Consider the following 15,162-nt stretch of genomic DNA (forward strand, 5'->3'; position numbering starts at 1 on the left):
GACGCCGGCGAGCAGCAGCTCGCCGGCGTCTGGTGTGCCCACCCAGCACGACGGCGGTGCGCACCCGGGCACCGCCCCGACACCTACCGCTCAGGTCGCGAGCGACGGCACCCCGCACCCGGGCATTGCTCCTCCCCCGCCGCGAGCGGTCGAGCAGGACTTCGCCCGCCGCGGGCCTATCCGACGGTTCGTGCGCGCCCACCCCTGGGTGATGGACCTGGTGGTGGTGTTCTTCTTCCTGCTGCCGGCGGTGTTCAGCAGCTCTGTGGTGGGCTACGGCTGGCCCCAGGTGGTCCTCACCCTGCTCACGGCAGCCGGGCTGATGTGGCGCCGCAAGTACCCGATCATCCTGCTCGGCCTGCTGCTGGTGCTCGGGCTCGTCGGGATGGCGCTCCTCAGGTCGATCGGGGACGTCGACCTGGGGATCGCGTTCACCCTGTATGCGGTGGTCACCGTGCGCGGGACCCGGGCCGGCTGGCTCAGCCTGGCCGGTGCGACTGCCGTCTACACTCTCGGCCTGGTGCTGTGGGCGGATCCGGCAGTGCTCGGCGTCGTGGACATGGCGCCGATGGGACGCACCCAGTTCCTGGTGAGCAACATCGCCTCGCTGCTGGTGATCTGGCTGATCGCCGTGGCGATCGGGCTGAACGTGCGCAACCGCCGGGAACAGATCCAGCGGCTGGTGGACCAGGCGAACCAGTTCCGGCTGGAGCGCGACCAGCGGGAGCTGCTCGCCGCGGCCTCCGAGCGTGCTCGGATCGCCCGGGAGATGCACGACGTCGTGGCACACAGCCTGTCGGTGATGATCGCCCTGGCCGACGGTGCCCAGGCCAGCCTGGCGAAGACCCCGGACCGGTCGGCCACGGCACTCACCGAGCTGTCCCGCACCGGTCGCTCGGCGCTGACCGACATGCGCCGCATCCTCGGCGTGCTCCGGGCCGAGCCCACCGAGGCCGAGGCGGCGCTCAGCCCGCAACCCGGTGCTCCCGCGCTGGAGGACCTGATCGACCGGTTCCGCGCCGCCGGCCTGGAGGTCGCCTACAGCCACACCGGACCGCCGCTGCCGGAGGACACCGGGTTGCAGCTGACCGCCTACCGGGTGGTGCAGGAGGGGTTGACCAACGTGCTCCGGCACGCCCCGGGCGCCAGCGGGATCGGGGTGGCAGTGACCCGCCGGGTCGGTCGAGTTACCGGCGATCCCGGCACGGTCACGATCACGGTGCGCAACGACCCACCGACCCGGCCAGCGGACGCTCGGGCGGGCAGCGGCCAGGGGCTGGTCGGGATGCGCCAACGTGCCGCCGTCTACGATGGCACGGTGGAGGCCGGACCGGACGGGGGCGGATGGACGATGACCGCACGTCTGAACGTTCCCGACGACGCCCAGGAAGGCAGCTGATGATCTCTGTGCTGCTGGTCGACGACCAGTCGCTGCTGCGCCTCGGTTTCCGGATGGTCCTCGAGGCCGAGGACGACCTGCACGTGGTCGGCGAGGCAGCGGACGGAGCCACCGCGGTGCGCATGGCCCGCGAGCTGCATCCGGACGTGGTGCTCATGGACGTGCGCATGCCGGGTACCAACGGCATCGAAGCGACCGCGCAGATCACCACGGACCTGCCCGACTGCAAAGTGATAATCCTCACCACCTTCGACCTGGACGAGTACGCATTCTCCGGGCTGCGCGCCGGCGCCTCTGGGTTCCAGCTGAAAGACTCCGAGCCGACCGAGCTGGTCGCTGCGATCCGCACCGTGCACAGCGGCGATGCCGTGGTTTCGCCCAGGATCACGCGGAGGATGCTGGAGATGTTCGCCGACCGGCTGCCGGCGCAGAGTGCTGCTGCGGGCAGCACAGCAGCGCTCGCGGAGCCTGCCGCGGGCCTCACCACACGCGAGCACGAGGTGCTCCTGGCGATCGCCGAGGGCCTGTCGAACTCAGAAATCGCCGCCCGCTTGTACGTGTCCGAGGCGACAGTAAAGACTCATGTGGGTAAGGTGCTGGCAAAACTGGGGTTGCGAGACCGCGTCCAGGCAGTGGTGTACGCCTACGAGACCGGAGTGATCCGCCCCGCGTAGTCGCATGGTGCACGCGCACCGGGAAGGGCATGAATTGGCTGAGCAGGTCCGCCAGGGACCCGTCGGCGTCCGGCCTGCCGGCCCGGAGGACGCCGAGTTCCTCGTCGACATGCTCCTGCAGTGTGTGAACTGGTCCGGTGAGGAGCGCTACACCCGCAAGCAGGTGCTCAAGGACAAGGCCACCTCGTTGTACGTCGCCGGCTGGCAACGTGAGGGGGACCTCGGCCTGATCGCCGTCGACCTCGCCGGTCCGAGCGGGCTGCAGATCCCGATCGGCGCTGCCTGGCTGCGCCGGTTCCCCGCCCGTAACCCCGGCTTCGGGTTCGTCGCCGAGGACGTGCCCGAGCTCGCCATGGCGGTCGCCCCGCACCAGCGGGGCCGCGGCATCGGCGCTGGGCTGCTCCGCTCGCTGGCGACCAAGGCCCGCGAGCAGGGTATCGAGCGGATCAGCCTGAGCGTGGAGCATGGCAACCCGGCCAAGGACCTCTACACCTCGCTAGGGTTCACCACGTACTCCGAGCAGGAGAAGGCCACCACGCTCGTGCTCGACCTGCGCACCTCTCCGCTGGGCCAGCCTGCACGCTGACCAGCCGGCCTCGCGCGGCCACGGGTCGGCACCCTCGGCCGCCATGGGCTCACACGGTCCGCTGGAAGACCACGAGACGCTCGGTAGTGTCCACGCTGAACTGCGCCACCACCTGGTTGATCGCGGTGACCGCGTAGACCCGGCGAGTGCCGTCGTCAGCAGGCACCGGCATCTCCACCAAGGTCAGGTCAGGGGACGCCTCGATCACCGACCGGAGCACCTCCAGCTCGGTACGGTCGGTGTTCTGTCCGTCGGAGAACCGCGCCAGCGCCGACCACTGCGACTGGCGCACCAGCTCGAGGTATCGCTGCACCGACCCGGTGGTCGAGTCCAGGCCGACACCAGAGTCGATGACCACCTCACCGTCGGATGTGACGAGCGGGGCGAGGTACTGCAGGGTACCGTCGGCCCAGGTGAGCACGTACTCGTACTGCTGCTGCGTGGTCGGTCCGTGGTCCTGGGTCACCGCCACGTCGATGGTCACCTGCGCCAGCGGGTCACCGTGCCAGGTACCGACCACCTCTGCGTCGCCGGCTTCCACCGCCACGGAGGTCACCGGCTCGCGGTCCGCCCAGTCCTGCGCCCATGCTGCTGCGACCGCGGCCACCTGGTCGCTGAGCTGGAGCTGGGACCGCAGGTCGGCCACTGCCACCTGCACTGTGGAGTCCGGGTCGATCAGCTGGTTGCCGCGCGGCTCCTGCGTACCGAACGCCGTCGCGACCTCGCTGAGCATCTCGGTCAGCTGTGCCGTGGGGGCGGCGACCGAGGGCACCGGCTCCGGTGGTGGGTCCAACGCCCGGTAGGCCTGCATGGAGCAGCCGGTGAGGGCGGCAGAGAGCAGGGCAGCACCGAACAGGGCCGCTGTCCGGGGGCGGCGGCGTGGCATCGTCGTCCTTCCCCCTAGGATCGGTGGCAGCCTGAGCATGTCGGTCCTGATGGTAGACCATGACCCCGGAGCGAAGAGGAGGGTGGATGCCGGAGCACGTGCCCCCGGACATCGAGGGCTTCACCTTCCAGCGACTGATCGGTCGGGGTGGGTTCTCCGACGTCTACCTGTACCGCCAGCACATGCCGGGCCGGGACGTCGCGATCAAGGTGCTGCGCACCGAGGCCGTCGAGGAGGTGGGCCGCACCCAGTTCGCAGCGGAGGCGAACCTGATGGCCCGGGTGTCCAGCCATACTGCGATCGCCTCGATCTTCACCGCTGACGTCGACGACGAAGGTGAGCCCTACCTGGTGATGGAGTACTGCCCGGGCGGCAGCCTGGGCGAGGAGTTCCGCAGCTCGCCGCTGTCGGTGCCGCGGACGTTGCGGCTGGGGGTGCGGCTAGCCAGCGCCCTGGAGTCGGCGCACCGGGCGGGCATCGTGCACCGGGACGTGAAGCCGTCCAACATCCTGCTCACCGAGTACGGCGTAGCCGTGCTCACCGACTTCGGCATCTCCACCATCGACGAGGAGTTCCCGGAGGCCACGCTGGCCCGCGCCCAGGTGTACTCCGAAGGCATCGAGGACTCCACCACGGTCGGGATGAGCCTGCCGTGGGCGGCACCGGAGTCCCTCGCCTCGCCGCCGGTGGCAGACACCCGGTCGGACCGGTTCAGCCTGGCGGCTACGCTGTACTCCCTGCTCGAGGGCAGGTCACCGCGCGAGGTGCCGGACGGGCCGAACGGTGCGACCGCGATCCGGGCTCGGATACGTACCGGTTTCATCGCGCAGATGCAGCGTCCGGATGCCCCGGAGTCGCTGCAGGAGCTGTTGCGCCGTGGGATGGCCTATGACCCGGCCAGCCGCTTCGACAGCTGCTTGGCGATGGCCCGCGCCCTGCAGCAGGTGCAGCGCGAGCTGAGCCTGGAGGTCACTCCGGTCGAGGTGCCGGGTGTGGAAGACCTGGAGGATCTGGACGGCGGAGCCTCCTCGGTCGGTCCGGGTCCAGCTTCAGGCAGCTCGCCCGGGGCGGGAGCAGCGACGGCAGGTGTGTCCGTGAGCCCAGCGCCGCAGCCCGGGGAGGCGACCTGGCTGCCGACCGGTCAGACCGGTCTCGCACCGACCAGCACCGAGGCCCCGCAGGCGGCCAGCCAGTTCACGCTGAGGGGGGACGAGCTGGCACCGCCGGTCCCGGCCGAGCGGCTGCCGCTGCCTCCTCCCCCAGGCACGCTTCCGCCGCCGGCGGCCGCCGTCCCGCAGCCCCCTGGTCTGGTGTCCATGGCTCCGGGGCCGATGCCCGCGCCAGCACGCTCGGAGCGCTCTCGGCGGGCAGAGCGCGTGGGCCTCGTCGCTGCCGTGGTGTTCGTGGTGGTGGGTGTGGTGGTCGGGGCAAGCTGGTTGATCAACGTCGCCCGCGACCCGCACTTCACCGGAGCGGAGATCGACAACCTCACCATCACCGAGACCAGTGCCGGGGCGTACGAGATCAGCGTGCCTGAGGGGCTAGAGCTGCCTGAGGACCTGCAGGTGCGGGTGCTCGACCACGGCGACGGCGACGCCCTCGGGGAACATGCGGTCGCCATAGTCTCCACCGACGAGACCACCTGGTCTCCAGGTGAGGCGGTCACGCTGAACCCGTGGGCGAGCAACATCGTCGGTGAGGACGTCTACATCCCGGTGGATGACCTGCGTAGCCAGCTGCACCTGGAGTCGGCGACGGACCTGCGGCCGGGCACCGTGCTGCTCGCCGTGGCGCCGCGCGCCTACTTCGCCAACCGCACCCCGGACCTGGAGATCACCGCCGGCGAGAGTGTGCTGGCGCTGGTCTCGATCGTGCCCTGACCAGACAGTGCCGGAGCGCTCTGCCAGACTCACCGGCCCCTCAGAGGCAACCGTCCCAGGCGGCCAGCAGCAGCGGCAGGTGGACAGCCGCGTTCACGACCGCCAGACCGGCCAGCAGCGCTGCCACTGCCACAGCGGGCCCGCGCCCTCCCGCTTCCGGTGGGCAGACCAGGTGCCGGATCCGGTCCGGACCGGCAGCGTGCAGAGCCTCCGCGGTGCTGCCGCCGAAGGGCGCCGAGTCCTCCCGATTCCCCAGCCGCAGCAGAGCGCTCGCCAGCGCGGGCGTGCCGACGCTGCGTCGCGCAGCGTCGTCGGCGGCGATCTCCAGGTACAGCGGCAGCGCGGTGCGGACCGCGGCCAGCAGGGGCACCCAGCCCAGGCCGCGCACGAGCGCGGCGGTGAGCAAGGTGATCAGGTGGTGGTGCTGACGCAGGTGTGCCTGCTCGTGCGCGAGCACGGCCGCGAGCTCCTCGGGTGCCAGCGCGGTGCGGCAGCCTTCGGAGAGGATGATGCCACCGTGCCGCGCGGGCAGGGCGAACACCTGCGCACGGTCGTCGGGCACCAGCAGCACCTGGTGCCCGAGCACAGTGGCGGGCACCCCGGTGATCCCGGCGGCGACCGCTTTCGTGCGGCGGCGGCGACGGCGCGCCTCGGCCACCCCGGCAGCCACCAGCGCCACACCACCGAGCAGCGGGATGCCGAGCAGCGCCACCGTAGGCACGACCGTGGTCATCGTGGTCCCCCCGAACGGGTTGGCCGAGGCGAGGCAGCGCTGGCACACCTCGCCCGCCGCACCGGTCAGCACTGCCGGACCGTCGTTCACCCAGGAGAGCATCGGACCCAGCGCGAGCAGGGTGAGCACCCAGAGCGTGGCCGTGGCCAGGAGCAGGCCGGCCGCCAGGCGCGGCACCCGCACCAGCACCGGTGCGGACCGGCGCACCACCCAGGACCCACCGGCACCCACGGCGACCAGCCCCAGGCCGAGCAGCAGCACGAGCAGCAGCGCCGTCACGACTGGTCCCGCTGCTCGTGCTGGTCGAGGTAGGCCCGGAGCAGCTCGAGATCGCCAGCCGGCATGGTCTCTACGAAGTGCAGGATCGAAGCCTCCCGGTCCTTGCTGGCAGCCAGGGCGTGGCCCATCACCGCAGCCGTGTGCTCCGCCCTGGTCAGCGCCGGGTGGTACCGGGTGGAGTGTCCCGACCGCTCGGCCACCACCAGCTCCTTGCGGCTGAGGTTGGACAGCACTGTTGCGATCGTGGTGTAGGCGGACGTACCGCCGAGACGCTCGATCAGCTCCCGGACGCTCAGACCGGCCTCGTCCCAGAGCGCGTCCATCACCTTCGCCTCCAGGGCACCCAGGCGCGGCGGCTCAGGGCCATAGCCGGCGGACCCAGCTGGCCGCCCGGGCCCGGCGCTCATCGGGCCACCTGCGCCGTGCGCGGCGCGACCGGGCAGGCCACCTGCCCGCGCAGCCGCCAGTACAGCGCCAGACCGGTGAGCAGCAGCGCACCCGCGGCCAGCACGGGCTGGAACGGCGCGAACCAGGTCAGTGCGCCGGTGTAGCCCAGAGCGATCAGCGCAATCTTGTTGCACACCGGGCAGCCGACGGCGAACCAGCCCAGCACGGCACCGATGACGCCGAACCGGCTGCTGCGCCGGTCCTCCTTCTCCTCTTCTTCCTCGGTACGCACGTAGGTGCCGACCAGCATGCCGGCGAGCAGCGAGGTGAGCAGCCAGACGGGGTAGTCCCACCACACCGGCGGGATGTCCCGCATGAACAAGGAGTTCGGGATGAGCACAGTGGCCACCCCCATCAGCAGCGCGATCACCACGGTCGCCACTGCTGCGGTCAGCACCTGCTTGCGGGTCCAGCTGCGTAACGCGAGCACCACCTGCCCGAAGGTGGGCCGTCCGGCACGGACCGGCGAGCGGTCAAGGGCATCAGGTCGGTCAGGAGCGGTCATCGAACCAGTATGCCATGTTCTACTATGGCCCATAGTTACTATCATTCATAGTCGTTCTGTGGAGGTCTCATGACCGACAAGCCCGAACGCCGTTCCCTCCTCCTGCCCATCCTGGTCAGCGGAGTGGCGATCGCACTGATCGTCCTGGTGCTGGCCCTGCGCAGCGGTGAGGGCTCCTCGCCCCGCACGTTCGAGGAGGCGGCCAGCACCGCCGACAGCGGCGAGGACAGCGGCGAGGCGCCCACCGCCGTCGACAATCCGGACGAACCAGACCTGACCATGGTGGAGCGCCGAGATCCGGACGACCCGCTCGCCGCTGGACCGGTGGAGGCCCCGGTGACCCTGGTGGTCTTCTCCGACTATCAGTGCCCGTTCTGCGCGAGCTGGAACGCCGACACCCTGCCTGCGCTGCTCCCCTATGTCGAGGCCGGTGACCTGCGGATCGAGTGGCGGGACGTGCAGGTGTACGGAGAGGACTCGGAGCGCGCTTCCCGCGCCGCCTACGCCGCCGCACAGCAGGGGGAGTTCTCCGCCTACCACGATGCCTTGTTCGCCGGGGGCGAGACGCGCTCGGGCAGCGGTCTGAGCGAGGGCAGCCTGGTGGATCTCGCGGCGGAGCTGGGGCTGGACGTCGACCAGTTCACCACCGACCTGGGCTCGGAGGAGACCACCACCGCAGTGGAGGAGAACGCTGAGGTCGGGTACAGCCTCGGGGTGTACAACACCCCCGCATTCCTGATCGGCGGCGAGCCGATCCTCGGCGCCCAGCCCACGGACGTGTTCGTCTCCGCCTACGAGCAGGCGCTGACGGAGGCAGGCTGATGGAGGTCGGCCTGATCGCGGCGTTCCTCGGCGGCGTGCTGGCACTGCTCAGCCCGTGCGGCGCGCTGCTGCTCCCCGCGTTCTTCGCCTCGTCCGTGGGCGGCGGTCTCCGGCTGGGCATGCACGGGGCAGTCTTCTACGTCGGGCTGTTCCTGGTGCTGGTGCCGCTCGGCCTGGGCGCAGGTGCGGTGGGCGCCTTCTTCGTCACCTACCGCACGGCGATCGTGGTGGTCTCCTCTCTGCTGCTGATCGGCTTCGGTGTGCTGCAGCTGCTCGGCTTCGGGTTCGATGCGTCCCGGCTGGTGCCGGGCGCGAGCGGACTGCACGACCGCGCGGCACGGCGGACCGGGCTGACCAAGACCCTGCTCCTGGGTGCGGCCAGCGGCCTGGCCGGGTTCTGCTCCGGCCCGATCCTCGGGGCGGTGCTCACGCTGGCTGCCGCGCAGGGCGACCTGCTGCTCGCGGGCGCGCTGCTGGCCGTGTACGCAGCCGGGATGGTGGTACCGCTGCTGGGCCTCGCCTGGGCCTGGACCCGGATGAGCGACCGGGCGCGGAGCAGGCTGCGTGGTCGCACGTTCACCGTGCTCGGCCGGCAGCTGCACACCACCTCGGTGGTCACCGGGCTGCTGCTGATCGGGGTCGGGGTGCTGTTCTGGGCCACGAACGGGCTCCTCACCGCACCGGCCCTGGTGCCGACCGGTGTGCAGATGTGGCTGCAGGAACGTAGCGCACTGCTCAGCGGGCCAGTGGTCGACATCGTGGTGATCGTGGTCGCGGCCGGAGCGATCCTGGCCGTGTGGGCGCGCCGGGGCCGGACCCGGCGACCGACGGCGGAGCAGTCCCGTGGTGCGCCGGAGCGGGCCGGCAGGACCGAGGGAAGGGGCAGCCGGTGATGCGGCGCCGCTGGGCAGCCGTCGCCGGGATGGCGGCGCTCGCTACGGTGCTGGCGGCCTGCTCCGCGCCGCCGGAGCAGACCGAGTCCGGCACACCGGCCGAGCAGCTCGATCTGCAACGGGAGCCGCAACCGGATGGGGATCGGCTCCCCGAAGCCATGGCGGAGGACCTGTGGCTGCCCTACCAGGTCGACCAGCGCGCCCTGGTGGACCCACCCTGGCCGGCCGAGTCGGTCCAGGAGCTGGGCGGTGTGTTCGTCGCGCCGGCGGAGTCGGAGGCGGCGCTGGAGTTCCGCACGGTCGACGCCGAGGGGACGATGCTCTGGTGGGCCGAGCGGCCACCCAGCTGCACCGGGTTCGTGCTGACCTCCACCAGCGACGACCAGGACGTGGCCGTGCTGGCCGACCTGGAGGGCTCCTCGGAGGGGGTGTCCACGACGGTCAGCGGGTACGGCCTGCACACCGGTGAGCCTGTGTGGGGGCCGGTCGACGTTCCGGGACCGCACCTGGGCCCAGGGCTCGTCTTCGCAGAGATGCCGGCCCAGTTCGGGCAGCCGACCGGTGCCGTGGCGCTGGACGCGGATACCGGCGAGCCGCTCCCGGTACCCGACGACGACCGGGTCGTCGGCGAGTACGGCGGCACCGTGCTCACCGTCGATGACACCCAGCTGACCGCGCTGGCAGCCACCGGCGGGGAGGACCTGGAGGTGCGCTGGCAGGTGCCGCTGACCGAGCAGGGCTGGTCGGCCGAGGAGGTCGCCGCGGCCGCGGGCACCCGTCCCGGAGCGGCGGTGGCCCTGCTGGATGTCGGCACCGACGGGCACGTGCTGGTCAGCCTCGCCGACGGCGCGGTGCTCGCCGAGGGCATCCGGGACGCGGCCACCGATGCGGCGACCGGCACCGTGGTGCTGCTGGAGGAGCAGGGCCTGCGCGGCGTCGACGCCGACGGTGCGGACCTCTGGTCGGCAGGCACCGGGCCAGAGGCGGAGATCCAGTCCGTGGGTGGTGCGCTGGTCTACCTGGTCGACGACGGCGAGATCCGCGTGCACAACGTGCTCACCGGGGAGGTCGCGACCGCCTATGACCCGATGGACTCCGGCGAGCTCGCGATCCCGGAGCTCATCGCTCCCACCGGCGCCGTGCTGCTCTCCGCAGGGGAGGCAGCCGTGCTCGCCACCACCCGGCCCGCCGACCCCGGCGCTGACGAGGAGGCTCCCACCACCGGCGAGGACTCCTGATCCCGGCGCTGACCATCGCGGCCTCAGGGCCCTCGTGCGGCTACCGGCCGAGCCGAGCGGCGATGCCCAGGCCGGCCAGTGCGGTCACAGTGCCTAGCGGCAGGAACCAGCGCAACCAGGGGCTGAGCACAGTACCCGGGGTGCGCCCGTCGCGGAGCTCGACCTCGACGACGATCAACCCTGGCTGGTCGGCTGGGAGCGCCGCGAGCACGCTGCCGTCGGGGGCGAAGGCCTGGCTGGTGCCGGTCGTGGACAGGTTGAGCACGCTGCGTCCGGTCTCGATCGCGCGCATCCGGGCGATGTCCAGCTGTTGCAGGTTCTCGTCGGTGCCCCGGAAGTCCGCGTTGTTCGTCTGGAACATGAACACCTGCGCCTGGCTGCGGATCGCCGCCAGGAGGACGTCGTCGAAGGCGACGTCGAAGCAGATCGCCAGGCCGACCTGCCCGCCGTCGACCTCCAGCAACGGCGGGTCGGTGCCGTGGGCATACTCCCGCTCCAGCAGGTTGACCAGGTCGGGGGCGATCGCCTCGTAGAACCAGCGGTGCGGGACGTACTCGCCGAACGGCACCGGATGGTGCTTGGCGTGGCTGGCGACCGGGCCGCGCTCGGTCCACAGGAACGAGGTGTTGTAGATGCTCCCGCCTGAGGCCGAGGCGGCGTTCATCAGGATCGGCGCACCGTACTGTCGGACAGCGGCATCGAGGAGGTCCGCGGTCTCCGGGTCGGTGATCGGGTCACGGTCGACGCTGCCCTCGGGCCAGAGCACCAGGTCCAGCGACTCGCGCTGCAGCGGCTCCGATGCCACCAGCTGCGACTCCAGGACGGCGAGCGGGCCAGCGCGGTCCACATAGGCCGCCGGACCGTCCCCCTGCACCGCACCGACCCGAAGGCTGCCAGCGGGACTGGTCGGGAAGGCTGGCACGGTGAGCGCGACGACGACCAGCACCAGCACGGCGCCCAACGCCGCAGTCGCCTGGGTGGGTCGACCCCTGCTGGCTTGCTGTCGGCGCGTGCTGCGATGCCACCAGCCCACCGCCTCCAGCACTGCGGCGCACAGCAGGACCATCAGCAGTCCCAGACCCGTCACACCGGTCCATGAGGCGACCGGTGCGATCGGGCTGTCCGCCTGGCTCATCGCCAACCGCCCCCACGGGAAGCCGCCGTAGGGCCAGGCGCTGAGGATCAGCTCACGGGTCGTCCACGCACCGGCGACCAGGCCAGGCAGGACGACCAGGCGGACCGCCGCAGTTTCCCGCCACCGTGGCGCCCAGCGGTAGGCCAGGGTGATCATCGGCGCCAGCAGGGCCCCCAACATCGCCTCCGCTCCGGCCAAGGCCACCCAGGGCACCCAGGCGAGTGGATGGTCGCCGAGGAACTGCCCGGCCCAGGACACGTGCGGGAGGTAGAACGCCAGCCCGAAGACACCGCCGACGAGCACTGCGGACCAGAACCGTCGGCCGACCAAGGACAGCAGCACGAGCATGATCGCGGGAAAGGCGAGCGGCCACCACCCCAGCGCCGGGAAAGCGGCGTCGAGCAGGAACCCGGCCCCGGCAGCAGCCAGCACCGCCCAGCGGAGGCGGAGACGAGGAGCTCGGCTCATCGCACCTCTTTCCTCATTACTATCCGACCACTGCGGCCCAGGCGGTATCCCGGCCGCGGTGTTCGGCTTCGCGCCGGCCGCCACGCTCGCCGGCGCCGGCGACGACCGGGTGGCGACGCTGTTCACCGACCAGCTGGTCCGCCTGTTCGGCCACCGCGGCCGGGAGGTGAGCTCTGTGCACGTGGTGGACTGGAGCCGGGAGCCGTGCACCCAACCGCGGCGCGCCGGGGCACGCAGCTCGGCGACGTTCGGGGCGCCGGAGTATCAGCGCCCGGTCCACGACCGGGTGCACTGGGCGTCCACCGAGACAGCTACCGCCTACGCCGGGCACGTCGAGGGGGTGATCCGGGCCGGCCTGGCCGCTGCACGCGCAGTCGACCTGCCCTGAGCGAGCAGGTGCACCGGTCACCGGCGTCGGCACAGCGGCAGCACCGCGGCAGTAGGTAGACTGGTCTACCTACTCGAGGAGGCGCTGATGACGACGAGGAGCCGGCCTACCCCGGCACGCGAGAAGTTGCTGGACGCCGCCGGTCAGCTGTTCTACGCCAGCGGCACGACAGCCACCGGTATCGATGCCATCACCGCTGCGGCCGGGGTGGCGAAGAAGAGCCTGTACAACAACTTTGCCTCCAAGGACGAGCTCGTGCTCGCCTACCTCGAGACCCGGCACGCCGAGTGGCTGGACCTCTACTCCCACCGCCTGGCCCAGGCGAGCGCACCTGAGCAACGGGTGCTCGCCGTCGTCGACGCCTACCTGGACCACGCACGCCTCCCCTACCCCCGCGGCTTCCGAGGGTGCGGCCTGCTGAACGCCGCTGCCGAGCTGCCGACCGGTGCCCCTGGGCGGGAGGCTGTGCGCCGGCACAAGGAGCAGGTAGAAGCGTTGCTGGCCACCCACCTGACCGAAGCGGGCGCCACCGACCCGCAGGGCATGGCCGAGCACCTGGCGTTCCTGCTGGAAGGTGCGATGGTCCGGGCCGGGCTGGAGTGCAGCGACGAGCGTCTCGTCCGCGCGCGGCAGATCGCTGCGGCCCTGGTCAGCCGCAGATGATCCACGGCTACCGCGTCGGCGTGCTGGCGATCATCATCACGGCCGTGCTGTGGGGCACGACCGGCACCGCTGCGACGTTCGCCCCGGAGGCCGGGCCGCTGGCGATCGGGGCAGCGGCGCTCGGCCTGGGTGGGCTGGCGCAGGCGGTGATCGCCGTCCCGGCGCTGCGTGCGGCCCGGACCGGCCTGCGCGCGCACGCACGGCTGGTCGCTGTCGGTGCGGGAGCGGTCGGGGTCTACCCGCTGGCGTTCTACTCCTCGATGCACCTGGCCGGGGTGGCGATCGGCTCGGTGGTCTCGTTGGCCTCGGCGCCGCTCGCCTCCGGCCTCCTGCAGCACTTCGTGCAGCGGCGTCCGCTGGGCCGGCCATGGGCGCTGGCCGCTGCGCTCGGCATCGCCGGGAGCACGGTGCTGTGCCTGGCAGCGGCGTCCGCACCTGTCGCCTCGGGACGCACGGCACCGGCCGTCGTGGCCGGTGTGCTGCTCGGTCTGGTCGCCGGCAGCACCTATGCCACCTACTCCTGGGCAGTGGGCCAGCTGATCGGGGCCGGGGTGAGCCGGGCCGCCGCAATGGGGGCGGTGTTCGGGGCCGGCGGGGCGCTGCTGGTGCCCGTGCTGCTGCTCACCGGCGCTCCGCTGCTGGCGAACGGGCAGGCCACCCTGGTGGCCGGGTACATGGCCGTCGTGCCGATGTTCGCCGGCTACCTGCTGTTCGGGTTCGGGCTGGCTCGCGTGCCGGCGGCCACGGCCACCACGATCACCCTCGCCGAACCAGCGGTGGCCACGGTGCTGGCCGTGCTGGTGGTCGGCGAGCGGCTGCCCTGGCTGGGGTGGGCCGGCATGGTGCTGGTCGCCGCGGCGCTGGTGCTGCTGGCAGTGCACCGACCACGCCGGAGCCCGCGCGGGCAGCCCGCACTGCAGGACGCCGGCCAGGCGTAGCCGGATGGGCGCTGGCCCCGGCTCGTGGCCATCGCAGCAGAGACGGGGTGGGGCAGAGGTTTACCGCTCCCAGCTCTGGGTACCTCACTGGTGTGGCGGTGACCCGGCGATGTCGAGGAGCGGACGATGGCGATCCAGGACAAGTCCACGCCGGGGGCGACAGCTGAGCAGCCCACCCTGCCAGGGCTGGGCGAGGAGCACCGGTCGCTAGGCAAGACCGTGGTCTCCTGGGTCACCACCACCGACCACAAGGTCGTCGGCTACCTGTACCTGATCACCTCGTTCCTGTTCTTCTGCCTGGCGGGTGTGTTCGCCGTGCTGATCCGGGCGGAGCTGTTCGAGCCGGGCGTGCAGATCGTCAACAGTGCCGAGCAGTACAACCAGCTGTTCACGATGCACGGCACGATCATGCTGCTGCTGTTCGCCACCCCGCTGTTCATCGGCTTCGGCAACGTGCTGGTGCCGCTGCAGATCGGGGCACCGGACGTGGCCTTCCCGCGGCTGAACATGTTTGCCTACTGGCTGTTCCTGTTCGGCGGGCTGATCACGCTGGCTGGTTTCCTCACCCCGCGCGGTGCGGCCAGCTTCGGCTGGACGGGGTACGCCCCGCTCTCCGATGCGACGTTCACTGCGGGCACCGGTGGGGACCTGTGGGTCGTGGGCCTGATCATGTCCGGGTTCGGCACCATCTTCGGGGCGGTCAACTTCATCACCACGATCGTGTGCATGCGCATGCCGGGGATGACGATGTTCCGGATGCCGATCTTCACCTGGAACGTCCTGCTCACCGCGGTGCTGGTGCTGATGGCGTTCCCGGTGCTGGCCTCGGCGCTGTTCGGACTGGCCGCGGACCGGATCCTCGGCTCTCAGGTGTTCGCCCCGGAGAACGGTGGGGTGATGCTCTGGCAGCACCTGTTCTGGTTCTTCGGCCACCCCGAGGTGTACATCATCGCGCTGCCGTTCTTCGGCATCATCACCGAGATCTTGCCGGTGTTCTCCCGCAAGCCGGTGTTCGGCTACCTGGGGCTGGTGATCGCCACCATCTCCATCGCCGGGCTGTCCACCACGGTGTGGGCGCACCACATGTTCGCCACCGGCCAGGTGCTGCTGCCGTTCTTCTCGGTGATGACGATGCTGATCGCGGTGCCGACCGGGGTGAAGTTCTTCAACTGGGTGGGCACCATGTGGCGCGGGAAGCTCACCTTCCAGTCGCCGATGCTGTGGTCCA

Annotated in this window: 16 protein-coding genes; 11 read left to right on the forward strand and 5 right to left on the reverse strand. The window is 71.2% G+C overall.

The features are described 5' to 3' along the window. Positions 1-34 precede the first annotated feature (34 nt). From K338_RS22550 to K338_RS22555, 3 genes are read left to right on the forward strand one after another with little or no spacing between them, the layout of a single operon-like run. On the forward strand, positions 35-1,399 hold the full coding sequence (locus K338_RS22550; protein WP_022918588.1) for a sensor histidine kinase: 1,365 nt from the start codon (positions 35-37) through the stop codon (positions 1,397-1,399). Beyond that, positions 1,399-2,073 carry a response regulator gene (locus K338_RS0112915; RefSeq protein ID WP_022918589.1) on the forward strand — a complete coding sequence of 225 codons (675 nt, stop codon included), beginning with the start codon at positions 1,399-1,401 and terminating at the stop codon, positions 2,071-2,073. The genes K338_RS22550 and K338_RS0112915 overlap by 1 nt, the downstream gene beginning before the upstream one ends. A 34-nt stretch (positions 2,074-2,107) precedes the next feature. Continuing rightward, positions 2,108-2,659, forward strand: coding sequence for a GNAT family N-acetyltransferase (locus K338_RS22555; RefSeq protein ID WP_040653881.1), 552 nt, complete (start codon positions 2,108-2,110; stop codon positions 2,657-2,659). Between the two features lie 49 nt (positions 2,660-2,708). Here K338_RS22555 and K338_RS0112925 read toward each other — a convergent pair whose 3' ends face one another. Next, the gene (locus K338_RS0112925) at positions 2,709-3,545 is read right to left on the reverse strand and encodes a hypothetical protein (protein WP_022918591.1); all 837 of its coding nucleotides are present in this window, start codon (positions 3,543-3,545) and stop codon (positions 2,709-2,711) included. Positions 3,546-3,631: 86 nt separating this feature from the next. Here K338_RS0112925 and K338_RS22560 point away from each other — a divergent pair, with 86 nt between their 5' ends. Then, positions 3,632-5,425: a serine/threonine-protein kinase gene (locus K338_RS22560; protein ID WP_022918592.1), complete on the forward strand. Its 1,794-nt coding sequence runs from the start codon at positions 3,632-3,634 to the stop codon at positions 5,423-5,425. Positions 5,426-5,465: 40 nt separating this feature from the next. Here the strand turns inward: K338_RS22560 and K338_RS0112935 are convergent, their stop codons facing one another. Genes K338_RS0112935 through K338_RS22565 form a run of 3 tightly spaced genes read right to left on the reverse strand, consistent with a single transcriptional unit; the run spans position 5,466 to position 7,389 of the window. Beyond that, a complete protein-coding gene (locus tag K338_RS0112935) occupies positions 5,466-6,437 on the reverse strand; it encodes a M56 family metallopeptidase (RefSeq protein WP_022918593.1) in 972 nt (323 codons plus the stop codon). Continuing rightward, positions 6,434-6,844, reverse strand: a complete 411-nt coding sequence (locus tag K338_RS0112940; protein ID WP_022918594.1) for a BlaI/MecI/CopY family transcriptional regulator — start codon at positions 6,842-6,844, stop codon at positions 6,434-6,436. Before K338_RS0112940 ends, K338_RS0112935 begins: the two co-directional genes overlap by 4 nt. Further along, positions 6,841-7,389 (reverse strand): hypothetical protein, encoded by a 549-nt coding sequence (locus K338_RS22565; RefSeq protein ID WP_022918595.1) that lies wholly within the window; start codon positions 7,387-7,389, stop codon positions 6,841-6,843. Before K338_RS22565 ends, K338_RS0112940 begins: the two co-directional genes overlap by 4 nt. Positions 7,390-7,458: 69 nt before the next feature. Here K338_RS22565 and K338_RS0112950 point away from each other — a divergent pair, with 69 nt between their 5' ends. The 3 genes from K338_RS0112950 to K338_RS26440 are packed head-to-tail and all read left to right on the forward strand — an operon-like array spanning position 7,459 to position 10,342. Then, positions 7,459-8,211, forward strand: coding sequence for a DsbA family protein (locus tag K338_RS0112950; protein ID WP_022918596.1), 753 nt, complete (start codon positions 7,459-7,461; stop codon positions 8,209-8,211). Continuing rightward, the gene (locus K338_RS0112955) at positions 8,211-9,104 is read left to right on the forward strand and encodes a cytochrome c biogenesis CcdA family protein (RefSeq protein ID WP_022918597.1); all 894 of its coding nucleotides are present in this window, start codon (positions 8,211-8,213) and stop codon (positions 9,102-9,104) included. Before K338_RS0112950 ends, K338_RS0112955 begins: the two co-directional genes overlap by 1 nt. Beyond that, complete coding sequence (locus tag K338_RS26440) at positions 9,104-10,342, forward strand: hypothetical protein (protein ID WP_157612408.1); 1,239 nt, start codon at positions 9,104-9,106, stop codon at positions 10,340-10,342. Before K338_RS0112955 ends, K338_RS26440 begins: the two co-directional genes overlap by 1 nt. A 40-nt stretch (positions 10,343-10,382) precedes the next feature. Here the strand turns inward: K338_RS26440 and lnt are convergent, their stop codons facing one another. After that, a complete protein-coding gene (gene lnt / locus K338_RS0112965; RefSeq protein ID WP_022918599.1) occupies positions 10,383-11,945 on the reverse strand; it encodes an apolipoprotein N-acyltransferase in 1,563 nt (520 codons plus the stop codon). Between the two features lie 58 nt (positions 11,946-12,003). On the opposite strand from lnt, the gene K338_RS25855 reads away from it, so the two are divergent. The 4 genes from K338_RS25855 to K338_RS0112985 form a co-directional block, all read left to right on the forward strand. Then, positions 12,004-12,333 carry an FAD-dependent oxidoreductase gene (locus K338_RS25855; protein ID WP_022918600.1) on the forward strand — a complete coding sequence of 110 codons (330 nt, stop codon included), beginning with the start codon at positions 12,004-12,006 and terminating at the stop codon, positions 12,331-12,333. Positions 12,334-12,420: 87 nt separating this feature from the next. Further along, positions 12,421-12,996: a TetR/AcrR family transcriptional regulator gene (locus K338_RS0112975; RefSeq protein WP_022918601.1), complete on the forward strand. Its 576-nt coding sequence runs from the start codon at positions 12,421-12,423 to the stop codon at positions 12,994-12,996. After that, the gene (locus K338_RS22570) at positions 12,993-13,934 is read left to right on the forward strand and encodes a DMT family transporter (RefSeq protein ID WP_022918602.1); all 942 of its coding nucleotides are present in this window, start codon (positions 12,993-12,995) and stop codon (positions 13,932-13,934) included. Before K338_RS0112975 ends, K338_RS22570 begins: the two co-directional genes overlap by 4 nt. 126 nt (positions 13,935-14,060) lie before the next feature. Then, on the forward strand, positions 14,061-15,162 hold a 1,102-nt coding region (locus tag K338_RS0112985), incomplete at its 3' end, for a cytochrome c oxidase subunit I (RefSeq protein WP_022918603.1).

The sequence above is a fragment of the Ruania albidiflava DSM 18029 genome (assembly GCF_000421225.1).
GTDB lineage: Bacteria > Actinomycetota > Actinomycetes > Actinomycetales > Beutenbergiaceae > Ruania > Ruania albidiflava.

Coding starts and splice junctions, on each gene's coding strand:
- K338_RS0112915 (WP_022918589.1), top strand. CDS start 1,399: ATGATCTCTGTGCTGCTGGTCGACGACCAGTCGCTGCTGCGCCTCGGT.
- K338_RS0112925 (WP_022918591.1), bottom strand. CDS start 3,545: ATGCCACGCCGCCGCCCCCGGACAGCGGCCCTGTTCGGTGCTGCCCTG.
- K338_RS22560 (WP_022918592.1), top strand. CDS start 3,632: ATGCCGGAGCACGTGCCCCCGGACATCGAGGGCTTCACCTTCCAGCGA.
- K338_RS0112940 (WP_022918594.1), bottom strand. CDS start 6,844: ATGAGCGCCGGGCCCGGGCGGCCAGCTGGGTCCGCCGGCTATGGCCCT.
- K338_RS22565 (WP_022918595.1), bottom strand. CDS start 7,389: ATGACCGCTCCTGACCGACCTGATGCCCTTGACCGCTCGCCGGTCCGT.
- K338_RS0112950 (WP_022918596.1), top strand. CDS start 7,459: ATGACCGACAAGCCCGAACGCCGTTCCCTCCTCCTGCCCATCCTGGTC.
- K338_RS0112955 (WP_022918597.1), top strand. CDS start 8,211: ATGGAGGTCGGCCTGATCGCGGCGTTCCTCGGCGGCGTGCTGGCACTG.
- K338_RS26440 (WP_157612408.1), top strand. CDS start 9,104: ATGCGGCGCCGCTGGGCAGCCGTCGCCGGGATGGCGGCGCTCGCTACG.
- lnt (WP_022918599.1), bottom strand. CDS start 11,945: ATGAGCCGAGCTCCTCGTCTCCGCCTCCGCTGGGCGGTGCTGGCTGCT.
- K338_RS0112975 (WP_022918601.1), top strand. CDS start 12,421: ATGACGACGAGGAGCCGGCCTACCCCGGCACGCGAGAAGTTGCTGGAC.
- K338_RS22570 (WP_022918602.1), top strand. CDS start 12,993: ATGATCCACGGCTACCGCGTCGGCGTGCTGGCGATCATCATCACGGCC.